The sequence below is a fragment of the Pedococcus bigeumensis genome (assembly GCF_039531795.1).
Classification (GTDB): Bacteria; Actinomycetota; Actinomycetes; order Actinomycetales; family Dermatophilaceae; genus Pedococcus; species Pedococcus bigeumensis.
The window spans coordinates 581,352-600,892 of sequence record NZ_BAAAQS010000001.1 but is presented as its reverse complement, the minus strand read 5'-3'; the positions used below and the strand labels follow the sequence as shown (position 1 = coordinate 600,892).

Annotated in this window: 16 protein-coding genes; 5 read left to right on the top strand and 11 right to left on the bottom strand. The window is 70.8% G+C overall.

The genetic code is table 11. From position 1 onward, the window contains the following. Positions 1–65 precede the first annotated feature (65 nt). Together ccrA and ABD262_RS02915 are read left to right on the top strand one after the other, a co-directional pair. Positions 66–1,406, top strand: coding sequence for a crotonyl-CoA carboxylase/reductase (gene ccrA / locus ABD262_RS02920; protein WP_344130876.1), 1,341 nt, complete (start codon positions 66–68; stop codon positions 1,404–1,406). Positions 1,407–1,454: 48 nt separating this feature from the next. Then, the gene (locus ABD262_RS02915) at positions 1,455–2,831 is read left to right on the top strand and encodes an AI-2E family transporter (protein WP_344130873.1); all 1,377 of its coding nucleotides are present in this window, start codon (positions 1,455–1,457) and stop codon (positions 2,829–2,831) included. 109 nt (positions 2,832–2,940) lie between these two features. Here the strand turns inward: ABD262_RS02915 and ABD262_RS02910 are convergent, their stop codons facing one another. The 3 genes from ABD262_RS02910 to ABD262_RS02900 all read right to left on the bottom strand — a co-directional run bounded on the left by ABD262_RS02910 (position 2,941) and on the right by ABD262_RS02900 (position 5,594). After that, the gene (locus ABD262_RS02910) at positions 2,941–3,240 is read right to left on the bottom strand and encodes a hypothetical protein (protein ID WP_344130870.1); all 300 of its coding nucleotides are present in this window, start codon (positions 3,238–3,240) and stop codon (positions 2,941–2,943) included. A gap of 54 nt (positions 3,241–3,294) precedes the next feature. Then, complete coding sequence (locus ABD262_RS02905) at positions 3,295–5,073, bottom strand: 3-hydroxyacyl-CoA dehydrogenase family protein (RefSeq protein WP_344130867.1); 1,779 nt, start codon at positions 5,071–5,073, stop codon at positions 3,295–3,297. A gap of 116 nt (positions 5,074–5,189) precedes the next feature. Continuing rightward, the gene (locus tag ABD262_RS02900; RefSeq protein WP_344130864.1) at positions 5,190–5,594 is read right to left on the bottom strand and encodes a hypothetical protein; all 405 of its coding nucleotides are present in this window, start codon (positions 5,592–5,594) and stop codon (positions 5,190–5,192) included. Between the two features lie 80 nt (positions 5,595–5,674). On the opposite strand from ABD262_RS02900, the gene nucS reads away from it, so the two are divergent. Further along, positions 5,675–6,370, top strand: a complete 696-nt coding sequence (gene nucS / locus ABD262_RS02895; protein ID WP_344130861.1) for an endonuclease NucS — start codon at positions 5,675–5,677, stop codon at positions 6,368–6,370. 14 nt (positions 6,371–6,384) lie between these two features. Here the strand turns inward: nucS and ABD262_RS02890 are convergent, their stop codons facing one another. Next, positions 6,385–7,008, bottom strand: coding sequence for a histidine phosphatase family protein (locus ABD262_RS02890; RefSeq protein WP_344130858.1), 624 nt, complete (start codon positions 7,006–7,008; stop codon positions 6,385–6,387). A 69-nt stretch (positions 7,009–7,077) separates the two neighbouring features. Between ABD262_RS02890 and ABD262_RS02885 the strand changes: the two genes are divergently transcribed. Then, positions 7,078–8,280: an N-acetylglucosamine-6-phosphate deacetylase gene (locus ABD262_RS02885; RefSeq protein WP_344130855.1), complete on the top strand. Its 1,203-nt coding sequence runs from the start codon at positions 7,078–7,080 to the stop codon at positions 8,278–8,280. Positions 8,281–8,431: 151 nt separating this feature from the next. Here the strand turns inward: ABD262_RS02885 and ABD262_RS02880 are convergent, their stop codons facing one another. The 4 genes from ABD262_RS02880 to murA form a co-directional block, all read right to left on the bottom strand. Further along, entirely contained in the window at positions 8,432–12,151 is a 3,720-nt protein-coding gene (locus ABD262_RS02880) for a S8 family serine peptidase (RefSeq protein ID WP_344134501.1), read from the bottom strand. A 278-nt stretch (positions 12,152–12,429) separates the two neighbouring features. Beyond that, a complete protein-coding gene (locus ABD262_RS02875; RefSeq protein WP_344134498.1) occupies positions 12,430–14,430 on the bottom strand; it encodes a protein meaA in 2,001 nt (666 codons plus the stop codon). Positions 14,431–14,595: 165 nt separating this feature from the next. Further along, the gene (locus ABD262_RS02870; RefSeq protein WP_344130852.1) at positions 14,596–14,961 is read right to left on the bottom strand and encodes an STAS domain-containing protein; all 366 of its coding nucleotides are present in this window, start codon (positions 14,959–14,961) and stop codon (positions 14,596–14,598) included. Positions 14,962–15,111: 150 nt separating this feature from the next. Then, positions 15,112–16,395: a UDP-N-acetylglucosamine 1-carboxyvinyltransferase gene (gene murA, locus ABD262_RS02865; protein ID WP_344130849.1), complete on the bottom strand. Its 1,284-nt coding sequence runs from the start codon at positions 16,393–16,395 to the stop codon at positions 15,112–15,114. A 183-nt stretch (positions 16,396–16,578) separates the two neighbouring features. Between murA and ABD262_RS02860 the strand changes: the two genes are divergently transcribed. Continuing rightward, entirely contained in the window at positions 16,579–17,229 is a 651-nt protein-coding gene (locus ABD262_RS02860) for a cob(I)yrinic acid a,c-diamide adenosyltransferase (protein ID WP_344130846.1), read from the top strand. Here ABD262_RS02860 and ABD262_RS02855 read toward each other — a convergent pair. From ABD262_RS02855 to atpD, 3 genes are all read right to left on the bottom strand, one after another. Then, complete coding sequence (locus tag ABD262_RS02855) at positions 17,226–17,654, bottom strand: DUF2550 family protein (RefSeq protein WP_344130843.1); 429 nt, start codon at positions 17,652–17,654, stop codon at positions 17,226–17,228. The two genes, ABD262_RS02860 and ABD262_RS02855, sit on opposite strands and share 4 nt — an antisense overlap. Before the next feature lie 28 nt (positions 17,655–17,682). Further along, the gene (locus ABD262_RS02850; RefSeq protein ID WP_344130840.1) at positions 17,683–17,952 is read right to left on the bottom strand and encodes a F0F1 ATP synthase subunit epsilon; all 270 of its coding nucleotides are present in this window, start codon (positions 17,950–17,952) and stop codon (positions 17,683–17,685) included. A 126-nt stretch (positions 17,953–18,078) separates the two neighbouring features. Further along, positions 18,079–19,536 carry a F0F1 ATP synthase subunit beta gene (gene atpD / locus ABD262_RS02845; RefSeq protein ID WP_344130837.1) on the bottom strand — a complete coding sequence of 486 codons (1,458 nt, stop codon included), beginning with the start codon at positions 19,534–19,536 and terminating at the stop codon, positions 18,079–18,081. Positions 19,537–19,541 lie beyond the last annotated feature (5 nt).

The window sequence follows — 19,541 nt, the reverse complement described above, 5'->3', positions numbered from 1 at the left end:
CCCGGATCGCGTTACCCAGCAGTAGTTTCGGCTGCACGTGCCGACGACGCCGAGGAGCCACACCGATGAAGGAAATCCGCGACGCCATCCTCTCCGGGGACCGCACCCGCGAGACGTATGCCGGGCTGTCCATCCCCCAGTCCTACCGCGCCGTGACGGTGCACAAGGACGAGGTCGGGATGTTCGAGGGCCTGGCCAGCAAGGACAAGGACCCGCGCAAGTCGCTGCACGTCGACGACGTGCCGGTGCCGGAGCTGGCGCCGGGAGAGGCCCTCGTCGCCGTCATGGCCAGCGCGATCAACTACAACACCGTGTGGACCTCGATCTTCGAGCCGGTGTCGACCTTCGGGTTCCTCGAGCGCTACGGCCGCACCTCGGAGTTCGCCAAGCGGCACGACCTGCCCTACCACGTGGTCGGCTCCGACCTGGCCGGCGTCGTGCTGCGCACCGGCCCCGGGGTGACCAAGTGGACGCCCGGCCAGGAGGTCGTGGCGCACTGCCTGTCGGTCGAGCTCGAGGACGCCGACGGCCACAACGACACCATGCTCGACCCCCAGCAGCGGATCTGGGGCTTCGAGACCAACTTCGGTGGCCTCGCCGAGCTCGCCATCGTGAAGTCCAACCAGCTGATGCCCAAGCCCGCCCACCTGTCCTGGGAGGAGGCGGCGTCGCCCGGGCTGGTGAACTCCACGGCCTACCGCCAGCTGATCTCCAAGAACGGCGCGGCCATGAAGCTCGGCGACCGCGTGCTGATCTGGGGCGCCTCCGGTGGCCTCGGGTCCTACGCCACGCAGATGGCGCTGTCCGGTGGCGCGACCCCGATCTGCGTCGTGTCGTCGCCCGAGAAGGCCCAGATCTGTCGGGAGATGGGCGCCGAGCTCATCATCGACCGCAGCGCCGAGGGCTACCGGTTCTGGAACGAGGACAACACCAAGCAGGACCCGCGCGAGTGGCAGCGGCTCGGCAAGAAGATCCGCGAGCTGACCGGCGGCCACGACGTCGACATCGTCTTCGAGCACCCGGGCCGCGAGACCTTCGGGGCGAGCGTCTACGTCGCGCGCAAGGGCGGCACGATCGTCACCTGCGCATCGACGTCGGGCTACATGCACGAGTACGACAACCGTTACCTGTGGATGAACCTCAAGCGGATCATCTCGAGCCACTTCGCCAACTACCGCGAGGCGTGGGAGGCCAACGAGCTGATCAACCGCGGGCTGATCCAGCCGACCCTGTCGAAGACCTACGCGATGGACGACGTGGGCCAGGCGGCCCTCGACGTCCACCGCAACGCCCACCAGGGCAAGGTCGGCGTGCTCACCCTGTCGCCCGAGGCCGGACTCGGGGTCACGGACCACGAGAAGCGCGCGGCGCTGCTGCCGGAGATCAACCGCTTCCGCAACGCCTGACCTGCACCGTTACGTCCTGTGCGACCGTCGGTGCCATAGGGTCGTCGCATGTCAGTGCTCGACCGGTGGAAAGAGTTCCGGCGCACCCAGCGGGACGCGCTGCGGGCCAGCAACCACCCCCACGAGGGCTCGGAGTCGTCCAGCGAGCTCGGGGGCCTCCTCGCCGACCTGCTGCCCTCGCGCCGTTCGTCCGAGGGCCCGGAAGCCGACCTCCGGGAGGCCCGAGAACCCGGTGAGCCCGGCCAGCAGGCCGACGGGGCAGCGACAGACGGCTTGACCGCCGCGGCGGCACACCCCGACCTCGGGGCGGGTCTGCGCGACCGCGAGGAGAACGGGCAGCGATCGCCCGATGACGACGGCCGCCGCTACGGCCGCGCCGGCCGTCCCCTCAACCGGCAGTCACCGTTCTACATGGGCTTCGTCGGCGCGATCGGCGTGCTCACCGCCCTGCTCATCTGGCACACGCTCGGGCGGCTGACGACCGTCCTCACCCTCGTGGTCATCGCGTTCTTCCTGGCCCTCACGCTCAACCCGCTCGTCGAGTTCCTGACCCGACGCGGGCTGGGCCGTGGCGGGGCGGTCGCCCTGGTCTTCGCCGGCGTGGTGGCCGTGTTCACGCTGCTCGGGCTGGTCGTGGTGCCGCCGGTGATCTCCCAGGGCACCGACCTCGCCCAGAAGGCGCCCGACTACCTCGACCAGATCCTCCGGAGCCGCTTCGTCCGCGACCTCGACCAGCACTACGGCGTGGTCGACAAGATCCAGGCCGAGTTCAACAAGCGGATCACCGACGGCAACTTCCTGAGCCAGGTCTTCGGCGGCGTGCTCGGCGTGGGCGCCGCCGTGATCGGCGGGATCTTCCAGACCTTCACGGTGCTGATCCTGACGTTGTTCCTGCTCGCGTCCCTGCCCCGGGTCAAGCAGGGCGCCTACGCCATCGTCCCCGCCTCGCGTCGCCCGCGCGTGATCTCGCTGTCCGAGGAGATCATGCGTCGCACCGGCTCCTACGCGATCGGCCAGGTCGCCGTCGCGACGATCAACGCGCTCTGCTCGTGGGTCATGATGCTGATCGTCGGGATCCCGTATGCCGCGGTGCTGGCCGTCGCGGTCGGCTTCCTCGGGCTGATCCCCATGGTGGGCGCCACCGCCGGCGCGGCCGTCGTGTGCCTCGTGGCCGTCTTCGACGAGCCGAAGAAGGCGATCATCGCCCTCATCTACTACGTGGTCTACCAGCAGGTCGAGAACTACGTCGTGGCCCCCAGGATCATGCAGCGCACGGTCTCCGTGCCCGGCGCAGTGACGGTCGTGGCCGCCCTCGCCGGCGGCACCCTGCTCGGGGTGCTCGGCGCGCTGCTGGCGATCCCCGTCGCGGCCGGCCTGCTGCTCCTCTACGAAGAGGTGCTGCTCCCCCGACAGCGCCGCCACTGACGACGCCCTCGCGGCTCGTCGGGTCGTGGGCCCGGCGCTGCTCCACAGCGCTCCTGGGCGCACTCCGCAGCGCTCACGGTCGCACTCCCGGGCACCCCGGGCAGGCGGATCAGCGGATGGCGCCGCGGGTGTGGCGGCGGTCGCGCGCCTCCCAGCAGGGGGTGTGCCAGTGCCGTCGGTCGTCGAGACCGCCCATGCCCTCGGCCGGCCAGGCGACCACGTGGGGTGTCCCCGTCGGGATGTTCTGCTGGCAGCCGGGGCACAGGTACGCCCGGGTCGACCCGCTGCCGGTGACCCGGCGCACGAACCACTCGCCACCGGCATACATCTCCCGGCGTGCCGTCCCGCCGACCGCACGGTCGAGGTTCAGCGGTGCGTCGTCACGGCGACGCCGGTTCGCGCGGGGCATGGGTCCAGTCTCCCAGAGGCCTCGGGGTCCGGAGACCGGCCCCGCCCGGCCGGTTCAGGCGTAGGTGCGGAAGCCGCGCCCGGTCTTGCGACCGAGGTAGCCGGCGGTGACCATGTGCTCGAGCAGCGGCGCCGGGGCGAACCCGGGCTCGCGGAACTCGAGGTAGAGCTCGCGCTGGATCGCCAGCGACACGTCGTTGCCGACCACGTCGAGCAGCTCGAACGGGCCCATCGGCAGGCCACAGCCGGTCTTCATCGCGGTGTCGATGTCGTCGGCCGTCGCGTAGTTGGCGCTGAGCATCTTCACGGCGTCGTTGAGGTAGGGGAACAGCAGCGCGTTGACGATGAAGCCCGCCCGGTCACCACAGGTCACGGCGTGCTTGCCGACCTTGGCGCAGACGTCCTGCACCGTGGCGACGACATCGGCCGCGGTCGAGACCGTGTGGACGACCTCGACCAGCTTCATCACCTGGGCCGGGTTGAAGAAGTGCATCCCGATGACGTCCTCGGGCCGCGTGGTGGCCGCGGCGCAGTCGACGACGGGCAGCGACGAGGTGGTGGTGGCCAGGATCGCGCCGGGCTTGCAGATCTCGTCGAGGTTCTCGAAGAGCGCCTTCTTGACGGCGAGGTCCTCCACGACCGCCTCGACGACGAGGTCGACGGTGGCCAGGGCGTCCAGAGAGGTGGTGCCGGTGAGGTGCGAGAGCGCCTCGGCGCGGGCCGACTCCTCGAGCTTGCCGCGCTGGACCGCCTTCTCCAGCGACTTGGTGATCGCGGCGGTGACGGCGTCGACCTTGGCCTGGCTGCGGGTCACGTAGGTGACGTCGTAGCCGGCCTTGGCGAAGACCTCGATGATGCCGGTGGCCATGGTGCCGGAGCCGACGACGCCGACCGTGCGGACCTCGCGCAGGGCGGTGGTCGACTCGGCGGCGGGGCGCGGGGTCAGGGAGTCGTCGACGACCTGGCTGCTGCCCGGCTCGGCGTAGGTGTAGAACCCGCGCCCGCTCTTGCGGCCCTTGAGACCGGCGCTGACCATCTGCTTGATGACCGGGCTGGGGGCGTGCAGGCGGTCGCGGCCCTGCTTGTACATCGTGTCGAGGATCTCGTAGGCCGTGTCGAGCCCGATGAGGTCCATCAGGGCCAGCGGTCCCATCGGGTAGCCGCAGCCGAGCTTCATGGCGGCGTCGATGTCCTCGCGGCTGGCATAGCGCGACTCGAACATCGACACGGCGTGGTTGAGGTAGCCGAACAGCAGGGCGTTCGCGATGAACCCGGCCTTGTCACCGACGATGACCGGCTGCTTGCCGAGCCGCTGGGCGAGCGCCTTGACGTCCTCGAAGACCTCGTCCTCGGTGACGACGGTACGGATCACCTCGACGAACTGCAGCACGGGCGCCGGGTTGAAGAAGTGCATCCCGACGACGCGCTTGGGGTTGCCGGTGGCCACGGCGATCTCGGTGACCGACAGCGACGACGTGTTGGTGGCGAGGATGGCGTCGGGGCCGACGATGGCGTCGAGCTTGCCGAAGACGTCCTTCTTGAGGTCGAGGTGCTCGGGCACGGCCTCGACCACCAGCTGGCAGTCGGCGAGCTCGTCGAGGCTGGAGGTGAAGTGCACGCGCGAGAACAGCGCTGCCTGGTCCTCCGCGCTGAGCTTGCCGCGGCTGACCGCGCGACCGGTGGAGTGCTCCAGCACCCCGCGACCCTTCTCGACCGCCGCGTCGTCGACCTCGACGGCGACGACGTCGATGCCGTTGCGGGCGAACACCTCGACGATGCCGGCACCCATGGTGCCGAGACCGATCACTCCGACCTTGCTGAACTCACGAGCCATGCGGCGAGTCTGGCAGAGCGGGTATGCCGCGTGGACCCCCGGGCAGCGTGACGGTCACCACCCCATGGCACCGCCAACCTGCACCACCCCTGCGAACAGGGACGGGGTCCGGCGGCTCACCAGTCGTGGCCGGCGCCGATCAGGGCCGACTCCATGTGGAACCGCTGCTCCCGGGACAGGCCACGGATCGCCTGCGGCACGGGGATGTCGACGGCGCGGCAGTAGTCACGCAGCGCGTGGTCGTAGGCCAGCCTGGCCGCCATCAGCCGCTCGGCCTTGCGGGGCTGGTCGCCCGCCTCGACGCGGCGGATGTGGGCCGCCAACCGGCTCAGCTCCATGGCGAGCAGGATGGGCGGGATGGGTTCCGGCACCGGGCGCCGCAGATCGCGCCGTGCCTCCAGCCTCGTGACGGCTGGCTGCACGAAACGGGGTGGCCGGCCCGTGGTGAGCCAACGCACCCCGCTCACGAGGGTGCCCATCACGAGGACGAGACCGGCGACGTTGCCCAGGACGTTCGGCATACCAGCTCACCTCTGTGCTCCGAGTGTGCGCCAACGACCCCGCACGACGCAACGGGTGGCTGCCCGTAGAGTGACCCCTCGTGCGGCTGGTCATAGCGAAGTGTTCGGTGGACTACGAGGGTCGGCTGACGGCCCACCTGCCCCTGGCGACGAGGTTGCTCCTCGTCAAGGCGGACGGCTCGGTGCTCGTGCACAGCGACGGCGGGTCGTACAAACCACTCAACTGGATGTCCCCTCCGTGCGCGATGGCCGAGGTGTCACCCGAGGAGCACGAGACCACGGACGGCGTCACGGCGGTGTGGCTGGTGCAGCACGCCAAGTCGGAGGACCGGCTCCGGGTGCTGATCCACGAGGTGCTGCACGACTCGTCGCACGAGCTCGGGGTCGACCCCGGGCTGGTGAAGGACGGCGTCGAGGCCCACCTCCAGAAGCTCCTCGCCGAGCACATCCACACCCTCGGTGACGGCTGGAGCCTGGTGCGTCGCGAGTACATGACGGCCATCGGCCCCGTCGACATCCTCTGTCGCGACGCCTCCGGCGCCTCGGTGGCCGTGGAGATCAAGCGGCGGGGCGACATCGACGGCGTCGAGCAGCTCACCCGCTACCTCGAGCTGATGAACCGCGACCCCCACCTGTCCCCCGTGACCGGGGTCTTCGCGGCGCAGGAGATCAAGCCGCAGGCGCGCACGCTGGCCACCGACCGGGGCATCCGCTGCGTGACGCTGGACTACGACGCCCTCAAGGGGATCGACAACAGCGAGCACCGGCTCTTCTAGCCCGTTCCGGCGGGTCAGACCACCGTGCGGTCGGTCGAGCCCGGCCAGGTGCGGACCTCGAACCCGTCACCGTCGACGGCGACCTCGGCCACCCCGCAGTTCGGCAGGAACTTGGCCGCCGCGAGGTCGACCCGTGGGCTGCCCGACAGGCGGGGCAAGGCGAACGACATCACGCCGCCGTGCGAGAAGACCAGGACGGTCTCGCCGCGGAACTGGTCGGCGATCGACACCAACGCCTCCCGGTAGCGGGTGAGGACCTCCTCCCCCGTCACGCCCCGCGGGATCCTCCTGCGCAGGTCTCCGTGCACCCAGGACCGGAAGATCGACTGGAGCTCGGGGTCGTCGTGCGGCCGCCCGGCGAGGGCCCCCACCGAGAACTCCTCGAGCCCTTCGACCGCGCGTGAGTCGACGCCCAGGACCTCGGCCGCGACCGCCCCCGACTGCACGGCCCGGGCCAGGATGCTCGTGCGGACCGCCGCCACCCTGCGGCCGACCAGCGACGCGGCCAGCACGGTGGTCTGCTCGACCCCCTTGTCCGACAGCCAGCCGCCCTCGTCGGACAGCACCGAGGGGTGGCCGTACTCCGCGTCCCCGTGGCGGGCCACGAGGAGCGTGGCGGCACACTGCAGGTCACTCATGCGTCGAGAGTATGCCGCCGCGGCCGTGCCCGGATCGACCCACCCAGCGCCGCGGTCCATGATCCAGGGGTGACCTCTGCGAGCGCCCGCCCCACACGGACCCTCCTCACCGGCGCGGTCGTGCTCCCCGACCGCATCGTGGCCGACGGCGCCGTGGCGGTCAGCGACGGCACCATCGCGTATGCCGGTGAGCGCACCTCGCTGCCCGGGGCCTGGGTCGACGTGGCCGAGCCGGACGGCTGGCAGGCCGGCCTGACCCTGCTGCCCGGGCTCGTGGACATCCACTGCCATGGAGGCAACGGGGGTGAGTTCGGCCCCGACGCCGCGAGCGCGCACCGGGCGGCGCGGCACCACCACCAGCAGGGCTCGACGACCGTGGTGGGGTCGCTGGTCTCCGCGCCGGCAGCCACCCTGCTTGAGGGTGCCCGGACGCTCGGTGACCTGGTGCGCAGTGGCGAGCTGGCCGGCATACACGTCGAAGGGCCGTTCCTGTCGACCGTGCGGTGCGGGGCTCAGGACCCGGCGGCGCTGGTCGACGCCGACGTCGCGCTCGTCGCGGCCCTCGCCGAGGCCGCGGGCGACGGGGCCCTGGCGCAGCTGACCTGGGCCCCGGAGCGCACCGGCGGTGACGCGGTGCCGGCGGCCCTCGCCGCGGTGGGCGCCGTGGGGGCGCTGGGACACAGCGACGCAGACTTCGAGACCGCGTCCCGCGCGCTCGACGTGGTGGCCGCCTTCGGCGCGCGCGGTGGCCTCCCCCTCGCGACACACCTCTTCAACGGTATGCCGCCGCTGCTGTCCCGAGCCCCAGGCGCCGCCGGTGCCGCGATCGCGGCGGCAGCTCGGGGCAGTGCGATCGTCGAGCTGATCGCCGACGGGGTGCACCTCGACGGGGGAACGGTGCGGATGGTGTTCGACGCCGCCGGACCCGAGCACGTCGCGCTGGTCAGCGATTCGATGTCGGCGAGCGGCCTGTCCGACGGCGCGTACACCCTCGGCGGGCTCGACGTCGCGGTCAGTGGCCGGGTCGCCCGGCTCACCGGCAACGGCAGCCTCGCCGGCGGGGTGAGCACGCTGCTCGACCAGGTGCGCTGGCTGGTCCGCGACCTCGGCATTCCCCTCTCTGACGCGGTGGCTGCTGCCTCCACCACGCCGGCCCGGGCACTGGCCCTGACGGGGTCGGGAAGCCTGGCGCCCGGCCAGCACGCCGACCTGCTGGTGGTCGACTCCCAGTTGGTCCTGCACAGGGTCCTGCGCCGCGGCAGCTGGCTCTGACCCGCCCCCGTCCCGACCTCTGGCCACCGGTGCCGCACGGAAGCCCCTGAAGTCCGTGCCGGTGAAGCACGGCTGGCCAGACGTCGGGGAAGACGGCTCTGGGCCCCTGCCGGTCGGCAGGGGCCCAGAGGTCACGCAGGGTGGATCAGGCTCAGCGCACGACCACCGTGATGGCCGCCGACGTCGACGGTGCGTACGCCGTCGAAGCGGTGTACCTCGCCGTCAGCTTGTGCGTGCCCTTGGACAGGACGGGGGCCTTCAGGACCGCCTTGCCCGCGGAGACCTTGGCCGTGCCCAGCACCCGGCTGCCGTCCAGGAACGTCACCGATCCGGTCGCGGCGGACGGGCTGACCGTCGCAGTCAAGGTCGGGCGGTAGCCGTACTTGAAGTCGCGGTCGTTGGCAGTGAGCGTCGTCTTGGTCGGGAGCCGGACCGGCACGACCTGCGCCCGAGCACCATTGGCGTTCAGGTGGTGGATGAGCAGCAGGCCCTGCGGCTTGTCCGACGTGATCGACGCGTCGGCCCGACGGACCGTGAGCTTCGCACCGGGCAGGTCGGTGTTGAGCAGCGTCCCGTAGTCGCCGTAGGCGGCCAGCGCGGGCGAAGCCACGCTGAGCGTCAACGGGGCGGCCTGCGAGCCCACCGTGTCGACCAGACCGGCCTCGGCCGTGGACGACTCGACCCAGTACTTGATCTTCGGTGCGGCACCCGTGATGAGACCTGCCGTCTTCAGCGCGCCGACCGAGACCGGCAGGGCCAGGGAGTCGCTGTTGAAGGCGTTGGTGTCGAAGGAGCCGTCGATGCCGTTGAGCAGCTGGTCGTCGATCACCGAGTACTTGTCGTCGCCGGGGCGAAGGTCGACCAGCTCCGAGAGGAAGTAGTCGTAGTCGTCGGTGGTGACGAACCGGGTGTTGTAGACGACCGCATCGGGTCCGGGGTTCGTGGCGTCGGTCTCGAGCCACACGTCGAACTCGGTGTAGGACGCCGGAGTGCGCCACGGTCCGAAGCTGCTGACCCCGAAGCTGATGAACGCCTTGCCCAGGTCAGCCGCCGCATACATCGGTGCGTCCGAACCGGCGCCGACGAAACGCAGGTCGGCGGAACGGTCGTCGGCGAACGCGACGCACTTGACCACCAGGGTGGACGAGCAGCTCGGGATCTTCGGGCTGGTGCCCTGCAGCTGGAACGTGGACACCGACGACTCGTAGCGGGTGTTGCCACTGCCCTGCGAGACGCCCGTGCCGGACAGCGCGAGCGAGCCGGTCTTGACCGCCCCACCCGTGACAGTGACCGTGGCGGCCGCCTTCATCGCCGAGGCCGGACGCGGAGCGGACCACACCGGCACCCGGAGCTTGGAGCCCGGGGTGGTGCCGGCCGGCGTCAGGACCATGCGGCCGCTGGCGTCAGCGCGGTGGTTCGTCTGGATGCCGAGTCCGAGCGGGTCGGTCGGCGTGGTCGGGTCGGTGACCGCCCGCAGCGCCGAACGCGTGATCGTCGCCGTGACCTTGACGTCCGCCGAGCCACCGGCCGGGAGGCTGATCTGGCTCGGGCTGAAGGAGTACGTCACACCCGGCGTCGGGTGGGCCGCCGCGTAGCCGATCGTGTAGCTCGACGTGCCGGTCGGGCGCTTGTTGACCACCTTGACCGTCTTGGTCAGGGTCGTGGTCGGTGCCGTGACGGCCACCGGACCGAACGAGACGCTGACCGCCCCCGGGGTGTCCTTGACGTAGGCCAGCGTGGTCGTGTCGACGGCCGCGTCGGCCTTGACGCGACCCGAGCCGACCCGCTCCGGGCCGTACACGTCACCGGTGTGGTTCGCACCCACGAAGACGTCCTGGGTCGCCGTGTTCATGATGGCGGCCTTGACCTCCTCGGAGGTCCAGTTGGGGTGGGCGCCACGTACGAGGGCGGCTTCGCCGGCCACGTGCGGTGAGGCCATCGAGGTGCCGCTCTCGGCGATGCCCTCGCTGCCCGTGCCGACGGCGACCGAGAAGGTGGTCACACCGGGGGCCGCGACGTCAGGCTTGACGTTGTTGGCGATACCGACGCCCCGCGAGGAGAAGCCGGCGACCTGGTCGACCGCACCGGGGTCGACGACGGTCACGCTGTTGCGCAGGGCGTTCGTCATGGTGACCTTCACCGGGACGTTGTTGTCGAGCTGCGCCTTGATGGCGACGGTCGCCTGGTTGACGGTCAGCATCGCGGGGATGATCGCGTCGCCGGTCACGCCGGCCGAGAACGAGTTCACGTCGCTGCCGTAGATCACGCCGACGGCACCGGCAAGCCGCGCCTTCTCGGCGCGAGCGGCCGAGCCACAGCGACGTCCCGTGCCGTCGAACCACTTGGTCATGACGATCTTGCCCGCCACCTTGGCCGCGTCGCCCACCGAGAGCGTGGAGCACGCGTCGGTGTTGTTGGTCGGGCTGGCGGCCTGGCTCCAGTCGCCGATGGTGACGACGGCAGTGTCGGTCAGTCCGGGCTTGGTCGCCCAGTCGTAGGCCACCGACTTCAGCGCGGCGAAGATGTTGTCCTGCTGCTTGTCGACGGTGTTGGCCGGCTCGATGCCGGTGGGGCTGTCGACCTTGAGGCCGTCGACGACCGAGTCACGGTCGTCGGAGGCGGCCACGGCCAGCACACGGGTGGCGTTGCCGGGAGCGCCACCGACCTCGTAGACGTCGCCGCTGTTGCCCATGGAGGCGACCACGACGGTGCCGAGGGCGGCGAGGTTGTTGGAGGCCACGGAGTCCGGGTCGTCCGGCGAGCCGTAGCTGGAGCCGAGGGACATGTTGACCACGTCGAGGCGGTCCGACAGGTTGCCGTCACCGTTGGGGTCGGCGGCCCAGTCGAGGGCCTGGCCGACGACGCTGGTGTCACCGTCGCAGCCGAACACCTTGAGGGCGTACAGCTCGGCGCCCGGCGCGACACCGGGACCGATGGCGAGGGTGGCAGGGTCGATGTCGACGTCGTAGCCGCCGGTGTAGGTGGCGCCTGCCTTGGTGACACCGAGACCCGCGGTGGTGCCGGCGACGTGGGAGCCGTGGCCCTCGCAGTCGAGCGGGTTCGGGTCCGGCACGGGCGTCGTGACGCCCTCGCCGGGGTTGTACGCGTCACCCGCGAAGTCGTAGCCACCGACCACCTTGGCGGTGGGCGTGAAGGTGTTGGAGGCCTTGGCGGTGTCGTAGGCCGCGGTCGTGCCCGGACCGCCGAAGTCGGCGTGGGTGTAGTCGATGCCCGTGTCGATCACGCCGACCCGGACGCCCTGGCCGGTCTCGGCCTTGGCCTTCCAGACCGCGGGAGCACCGATGAGCGGCACCGACGAGGAGTTGGACGGCAACTTGGGCGTGATGCGGTGGACCGCCTTGACGCCGGGCAGGGCCGCCAGCGCCTGGAGCTTGCTCGCGTCCGTGCGGACCGCGACACCCGAGTAGAGGGCGTGCGCGCGGTAGAGGGTGTGGGCCCTGGTGGCCGTGGCGCCGAAGCTGGCCTCGACCCTCGTCTGGGCGCGCTTGATCGTGGCGGTCTGGTTGCGGGAGGCCAGCGTGGCTGCCGAGCCACCGCGGGCCCGGGCCCGCGTGTAGGCAGTCGACGCGGGGACGGCGTCGAGCTCGATCATCACGTCGACGGCGCCCTTGGCGCCCTCGAGCGACCGGTCCACCTTCTCCGCCTGCGTGCGCTGGGTGCCCAGTCGGAAGGACCCACCACCCGTCAGTCCCTCCGGGCGGTTGAAGGCCTGGCCGCGGTGCTTGACCGGGCTCGGCGTGGTGCTCGCGACGGCGGGTGCCGCACTCATTGCAGCTGCCGCCACGATCGACAGGGCGCTGACACCGACGACGGCTGTGTAGCCGTGACGACGCCTTCCCCGAGGTTCCATCGACACGAGGTCTCCTTCGCACGTGGCCGAACAACCACTCGCCTGGGGGATCGCCCCAGGCCCGCGGAGGAAACGCTCCCCCACCGGTTCACCACGCCGTGGCCGAAAGTAAGCCATCTCGGGCGGTCGCGAACAGGAAATCAGCAAGACCCGAACCAGAATTTTGCCTAGTTTTCGGGGTTTGCCACCGAAATGGCTCAGACGCCCTTGACCAGCGGGTTTGCGCGCCGAGCCGGCGGGTCCCGCCGAACCTGCCACGGCTCGGGTGCCGACCGCCGTCAGGCTCGGTCCAGCCCCCTCGAGGACCGGATGATCTCGACGAAGCGGGCCATGATGTCGGTGAGCCCGAAGTCCTTCGGGGTGAAGACCGCGGCCACGCCCCGGTCCCGCAACGCCCGGGCGTCCGTGTCGGGGATGATGCCCCCGACGATGACCGGGACGTCACCCGCACCGGCGTCCCGGAGCCCGGCGATGATCTCGGGCACGAGCTCCATGTGGGAGCCGGACAGGATCGAGATCCCGACGAGGTGGACGTCCTCGGCCACCGCCGCCGCCACGATCTGTTCCGGGGTGAGCCGGATCCCCTGGTAGACGACCTCGAAACCGGCGTCGCGGGCCCGGACGGCGACCTGCTCGGCCCCGTTGCTGTGCCCGTCGAGCCCCGGCTTGGCGACCAGCACGCGAAGCCGCTCACCCAGCTCCTCCTCCGTGCGACGGACCTCGGCGCGCACCGCCGCCAGCCCGGCACTGCCTCCGCTGGAGACCCCGACCGAGCCGGAGACGCCGGTCGGCGCGCGGAACTCACCGAACTCCTCGCGCAGCGCCTGGGCCCACTCACCCGTCGTCACGCCGGCGCGGGCGGCCTCGAGCGAGGCTCGCATGAGGTTCGCGCCGCTGCGGGCGTCCGCGGCCAGGTCGGCGAGCGCCGCGGCTGCCCGCTGTCGCCCCTGCGGGTCGGCGTCACGACGCTCGCGCCACTCGCGCACGGCAGCGACGGCCTTGGCCTCGACGTCGTGGTCCACGGTCTGGATGGCGGCGTCGAGGTCGGCGGTGAGCGGGTTGGGCTCGGTGGTCTCGAACCGGTTCACGCCCACGACGACGTCCTCCCCGGACTCGATCCGCTGGCGGCGCAAGGAGTGCGACGCGACCAGCGCGGACTTCATGTAGCCACTCTCCACCGCGGGCACGGCACCGCCCATCTCCTGCACGCGGGCGATCTCCGCCTCAGCGCCGGCGACGAGCTCGGCCACCTTGGCCTCCACGACCTTGGACCCGGCGAACAGGTCGTCGTACTCGAGCAGGTCGGACTCGAAGGCGAGCACCTGCTGCATCCGCAGCGACCACTGCTGGTCCCACGGTCGCGGGAGCCCGAGTGCCTCGTTCCAGGCGGGCAGCTGGACGGCGCGGGCGCGGGCATCCTTCGACAGCGTCACGGCGAGCATCTCGAGGACGATGCGCTGCACGTTGTTCTCCGGCTGGGCCTCGGTCAGCCCGAGCGAGTTGACCTGCACGCCGTAGCGGAAGCGGCGCTGCTTGGGATCCGTGACGCCGTAGCGCTCCCGGGTGAGGTCGTCCCACAGCTGGACGAAGGCGCGCATCTTGCACATCTCCTCGACGAACCGCACCCCCGCGTTGACGAAGAACGAGATCCTGGCCACCACCTCACCGAACCGCTCGGGTGGCACCTGCCCCGAGTCGCGGACGGCATCCAGGACGGCGATCGCCGTGCACATCGCGTAGGCGATCTCCTGGACGGGCGTCGCCCCGGCCTCCTGCAGGTGGTAGCTGCAGATGTTGGTCGGGTTCCACTTCGGGATGTCGGAGACGGTGTAGGCGACCATGTCGGTGATCAGCCGCAGCGACGGCCCTGGGGCGAAGACGTAGGTCCCCCGCGACAGGTACTCCTTGATGATGTCGTTCTGGGTCGTCCCGGCCAGCGCCCGGACGGCCTCGGCAGGATCGGCGCCCGTCGCGACCGCCTGCTCCTCGGCGACAACCTGGTACATCGCCAGCAGCCACATCGCCGTGGCGTTGATGGTCATGGAGGTGTTCATCTGGGCGAGCGGGATCTGGTCGAAGAGCGCTCGCACGTCACCGATGTGCGAGATCGGGACCCCCACCTTGCCGACCTCGCCGCGGGCCAGCGGGTGGTCGGGGTCGTAGCCGGTCTGGGTGGGCAGGTCGAAGGCGACCGAGAGCCCGGTCTGGCCCTTGGCGAGGTTGCGGCGGTAGAGCTCGTTGCTCGCCGCGGCGCTGGAGTGGCCGGCATACGTCCGCATCACCCACGGTCGGTCGCGCTCACGGCGGGCGGGCACCGCCGCCTGCGGGACGCCTGCGCTGCCGGCATCCGTGACGGAGGGCGTCGCGACGTCGGTCGCCTGGACGTCGGGGAGCTCGGCCATAGCGCCGAAGGTACCTGCGCGGGAGCCGGGTCAGGCAGGCGTTCAGGCGGTGACAGCCGCCACAGTCGACGGGTCGACGGCCTCGCGGAGCACCAGCGCGCGGTCGAGGCGTGACGCACGCAACAGCCGCCCGGTGCGCTCGGTCATGTCGATGACGGCCAGCCGGCGCCCGGCCCGACGGGCCCGGTTGTAGGCCTCGACGAGGACGCCGAGTCCGGTGGCGTCGCCGATCTCGGCCCCGGCGAGTCGCATGTGCACGTCACCACACCCGGTGTCGATGATCTCGTGGAGGAGCAGGCGCACGTCGGGCACGGTGTGCACATCGATCCGGCCGATGATCGCGACCTCTTGCCCGGTGTGCGTGGCAAGCACGTTCACGGGCAGAGCCCCGATGGTGCTGATCGACATGCGAACCCCCTCGTCCGTGACAGACATTCACTCACAAGGACGCGCGCTGCGGGGGTTTCGGTTGTCGGCGTCCAGATCAAGATCTGATAAAGGTCCGGGCAGGTGTTGGTGGCCGGCCGCGCCGTGCGGTCGGCGGAGCAGTGCAGCCGGTCAGAGGAACGGGGCGTCGTCGGGCTCGCGGGTCACGTCCGCACCCAGTCCCTGCAGGCTCTCGGCGAACCCCGCGTAGCCGCGGTCGATGTGCTGGGCCCCGCTGACCGTGGTGATCCCGTCGGCCACCAGCCCCGCGATCACCAGGGCCGCACCGGCCCGGATGTCACTCGCCTCCACCGGGGCGCCGGAGAGCTTCTCGACGCCGTGGACCATCACGTGGTGACCGTCGATCCGCGTCTCCGCACCGAGCCGGTTCAGCTCCTGGACCGTCCGGAAGCGCGCCTCGAAGAGGTTCTCGGTGATCATCGCCGAACCGTCGGCCACGGCGTTGCAGGCGAGCGTGAACGGCTGCAGGTCGGTGGGGAAACCCGGGTAGGGCAGCGTCGCCACGTCGAAGGCCAGAGGACGCCGACCACCCGAGTCGACCCGGAAGCCACGATCGGTCGTCGTCACAGTGGCACCGCTGGCCCGCACCAGCTCGAGCACGCTGGTCAGGTGCTCCGGGCGGGCTCCCACCACCTCGACGTCACCCCGGGTGGCGGCTGCGGCGAAGGCCCAGGTGCCGGCGGCGATGCGGTCGGGGACCACGGCGTGCTGGGTGGGGTGCAGGCGGTCGACGCCCTCGATCTCCACCCCGGACGAGCCCGCGCCGCTGATCCGCGCCCCCATCGAGACGAGCATCTCCGCCAGGTCGACGATCTCGGGCTCGCGGGCGGCGTTCTCCAGCCGCGTGCTGCCCCGGGCCAGCACCGCGGCGGTCAGGACGTTCTCGGTCGCCCCGACGCTCGGGAAGTCGAGTCGGATCTCGGCGCCGTCCAGCCCGTTCGGTGCCTCGGCGACGAGGAACCCGTGGGTGACGTGCACGCGTGCACCCAGGGCCTCCAGCCCCGCGGCGTGCAGGTCGAGGCCCCGGGAGCCGATGGCGTCGCCGCCGGGCACGGCCACGTCGGCGGCGCCGCAGCGCGCGACGAGCGGACCGAGCACCGCAGTGGAGGCGCGCAACGCCCGCACCAGGTCGTAGTCGGCCCGATGACCGATCTGCTCCGGCACGTCGATCTCCACGACCCCGCTCGGGGCGTCGTAGTCGACGGTGCAGCCGAGCCGACGCAGCAGCTCGGCCATGATCGTCACGTCGAGGATGGCCGGCACGTTGGTCAGCCGGGTGCGTCCGACCGCGAGCAGGGCCGCCGCCATCAGCTTCAGGGCACTGTTCTTGGCGCCCCACACGGCGACCTCACCGTGCAGCGCGGTCCCACCGACGACCCGGAAACGTTCAGCCACCGCACCACCCTATCGAGGGCCCGGAGCCTCTGACCGAACCCCTGACCGAACCCCTGGCCACCCCCTGACCCATCCCCTGACCCATCCCCTGACCCATCCCCTGACCCATCCCCTGACCCACCTTGGCCGTACCCCTGCCCCACCGGCGCCCCGCCCCGACACCCCGCGGCATACCCTCGTGGCATGGTCAACCTCACGCGCATCTACACCCGCACGGGTGACGACGGCCGGACCCACCTCGGGGACATGAGCCGCACCAGCAAGACCGACGTCCGGCTGCTCGCCTACGCCGACGTGAACGAGGCCAACGCCGCCATCGGGGTGGCGCTGGCGGCGGGTGACCTGCCGCAGGACCTGCGGACCACCCTGCTGCGCGTGCAGAACGACCTGTTCGACGTCGGCGCAGACCTGTGCACCCCACTGCAGGAGAGCTACGAGTACCCCCCGCTGCGGGTCGAGGCGGCCTGGATCGACGAGCTCGAGGCCGACTGCGACCGCTACCTCGAGCGGGTGGAGAAGCTGCGGTCGTTCATCCTGCCCGGCGGGACCGTCGGGTCGGCCCATCTCCACGTGGCCACGACTGTGGTCCGCCGCGCCGAGCGGCAGGCCTGGTCGGCCATCGAGACCTACGGCGACCAGCCCGGCTCCGCCAAGGGCGAGGGTGGCGTCAACCCGCTCACGGCGAAGTACCTCAACCGGCTCTCGGACCTGCTGTTCGTGCTGGCCCGCGTGGCGAACCTGCCGATCGGTGGCGACGTCCTCTGGCAGCCCGGGGGCGGTCGCGCCGAGGGACCGCCGGCGCGTGATGGCCGGCCGGGCGGAGCAGCGGGCTAGGCGACGTTGACGTTGAAGCCGGGGGGCGAGCTCTCCAGCCAGCTGCGCATCGCCGTGTAGGCGGACGGCGCCAGGGCGAGCGAGAAGGAGTCGCTGCCGTAGTGGCAGTCGACCGTGACCGCCTCGGGCAGACCGGCGATCGCCGCCGGCGGCAGCCCGGGCGGGCCCAGCTCGAGGCGGGGTCGCTCCCACGTGCGGGCCGGGCGGGGCGAGGGCCCGATCAGGGTGAACCACTCCAGCGCGCTGCCCGAGAACCGCAGCAGCCCCAGGCGGTACTGGGACCGGCCGTGGGGCTGGAGGGCGCACAGCATGAGCGGGGCCCCGGAGGCGAGCAGGCGCCGGCGCACGAAGATGTACGTCAGCGCCAGGACCGCAAGCAGGATGAGCGCGCCGGCGACGATCTCCGCGGAGACGACGGGCGTCATGCTCACCCCTTTCGAGTGGACCGGCGGGTCAGGCCGTGAACTGTGAGGCGTCCACGGCCTCGGCGACGATGATCACCTTGTCGCGGTCGACGGACAGGAAGCCGCTGTCGATGGTGGCGCTCTGTGAGCCCTCCCCCGACTTGATCCTGACCTCACCCTCGACGAGGACCCCGAGCAGCGGCGTGTGCCCGGGCAGGATGCCCAGCTCGCCGTCGACGGTGCGCGCGACGACCATGTCGGCCTCGCCCTCCCAGACCTTGCGGTCGGCTGCGACGAGTTCAACCTGCAGGGTGCTCACGGTGTCCTCCAGTGGTGCGGTGCTTGCAGTCTATCGGCCTGCGGGGTGGTGCCCTGCGGGCCGGTGGTATGCCGTGGGGCCAGCCGTGTCCGGCCGGCCCCACGGGTCACGCGGTGGTGCGCCGGCTCAGAGGTTCTTCTCGATCTCGGCGGCCTGGCGCTCGACGTCGTCGAGGCCACCGCACATGAAGAACGCCTGCTCGGGCACGTGGTCGTACTCGCCGTCGGCGATCTTGGTGAACGCCTCGATGCTGTCGACCAGCGGGACCGTCGAACCCTCGATGCCGGTGAACTGCTTGGCGACGTAGGTGTTCTGCGACAGGAAGCGCTGGATGCGACGGGCCCGGTTGACGAGGATCTTGTCCTCTTCGGAGAGCTCGTCGATGCCGAGGATGGCGATGATGTCCTGCAGCTCCTTGTTGCGCTGGAGGATCTGCTTGACGCGCACCGCGGTGTTGTAGTGGTCCTCGGCGATGTAGCGACGGTCGAGGATGCGCGAGGTCGACGTGAGCGGGTCCACGGCCGGGTAGATACCCAGCGAGGCGATCTCACGCGAGAGCTCGGTGGTCGCGTCGAGGTGCGCGAACGTGGTGGCCGGGGCCGGGTCGGTGTAGTCGTCAGCCGGCACGTAGATCGCCTGCATGGAGGTGATCGAGTGACCACGCGTGGAGGTGATGCGCTCCTGGAGCACACCCATCTCGTCGGCGAGGGTGGGCTGGTAACCCACGGCGGACGGCATGCGACCGAGGAGGGTGGAGACCTCGGAACCGGCCTGGGTGAAGCGGAAGATGTTGTCGATGAAGAGCAGCACGTCCTGCTTCTGCACGTCACGGAAGTACTCCGCCATCGTCAGCGCGGAGAGCGCGACGCGAAGACGCGTGCCCGGCGGCTCGTCCATCTGGCCGAAGACCAGGGCGGTCTGGCCGAGGACCCCGGCCTCCTCCATCTCGACCATGAGGTCGTTGCCCTCACGGGTGCGCTCACCGACACCGGCGAACACCGACACACCACCGTGGTCGCGGGCGACACGGGCGATCATCTCCTGGATGAGCACCGTCTTGCCCACACCGGCGCCCCCGAACAGGCCGATCTTGCCACCCTGGACGTAGGGGGTCAGCAGGTCGATGACCTTGATGCCGGTCTCGAACATCTGGGTCTTGGACTCGAGCTGGTCGAAGGCCGGAGCCTTGCGGTGGATGCCCCAGCGCTCGTTGACCTCGAACTTCTCACCCTCGGCGAGGTTCATGACGTCACCGGTGGTGTTGAAGACCTTGCCGAGCGTGACGTCGCCGACGGGCACGGTGATCGGGCCACCGGTGTCCTGCACCTTGGTGCCGCGGACGAGGCCGTCGGTGGGCTGCAGCGAGATGGCCCGGACCATGTTGTCGCCGATGTGCTGGGCGACCTCGAGGTTGAGGTTCTTCTTCTCGCCCGCGAGCTCGACCTGGGTGGTCAGCAGGTTGTACTGCTCCGGCATCGCGTCCGCGGGGAACTCGACGTCGACGACCGGGCCGATGATGCGGGAGATGCGGCCGATGCCACCGGGGGTGGCGGCCTTGGTCTCTTCAGTGACAGTGGCAGTCATTGGTT

Bases quoted from the DNA above. Each gene is read 5' to 3' on its own strand.
- ccrA (WP_344130876.1), top strand. From the start codon at position 66: ATGAAGGAAATCCGCGACGCCATCCTCTCCGGGGACCGCACCCGCGAG.
- ABD262_RS02915 (WP_344130873.1), top strand. From the start codon at position 1,455: ATGTCAGTGCTCGACCGGTGGAAAGAGTTCCGGCGCACCCAGCGGGAC.
- ABD262_RS02910 (WP_344130870.1), bottom strand. From the start codon at position 3,240: ATGCCCCGCGCGAACCGGCGTCGCCGTGACGACGCACCGCTGAACCTC.
- ABD262_RS02905 (WP_344130867.1), bottom strand. From the start codon at position 5,073: ATGGCTCGTGAGTTCAGCAAGGTCGGAGTGATCGGTCTCGGCACCATG.
- ABD262_RS02900 (WP_344130864.1), bottom strand. From the start codon at position 5,594: ATGCCGAACGTCCTGGGCAACGTCGCCGGTCTCGTCCTCGTGATGGGC.
- ABD262_RS02890 (WP_344130858.1), bottom strand. From the start codon at position 7,008: ATGAGTGACCTGCAGTGTGCCGCCACGCTCCTCGTGGCCCGCCACGGG.
- ABD262_RS02880 (WP_344134501.1), bottom strand. From the start codon at position 12,151: ATGGAACCTCGGGGAAGGCGTCGTCACGGCTACACAGCCGTCGTCGGT.
- ABD262_RS02875 (WP_344134498.1), bottom strand. From the start codon at position 14,430: ATGCGGACGTATGCCGGCCACTCCAGCGCCGCGGCGAGCAACGAGCTC.
- ABD262_RS02870 (WP_344130852.1), bottom strand. From the start codon at position 14,961: ATGTCGATCAGCACCATCGGGGCTCTGCCCGTGAACGTGCTTGCCACG.
- ABD262_RS02860 (WP_344130846.1), top strand. From the start codon at position 16,579: ATGGTCAACCTCACGCGCATCTACACCCGCACGGGTGACGACGGCCGG.
- ABD262_RS02855 (WP_344130843.1), bottom strand. From the start codon at position 17,654: ATGACGCCCGTCGTCTCCGCGGAGATCGTCGCCGGCGCGCTCATCCTG.
- atpD (WP_344130837.1), bottom strand. From the start codon at position 19,536: ATGACTGCCACTGTCACTGAAGAGACCAAGGCCGCCACCCCCGGTGGC.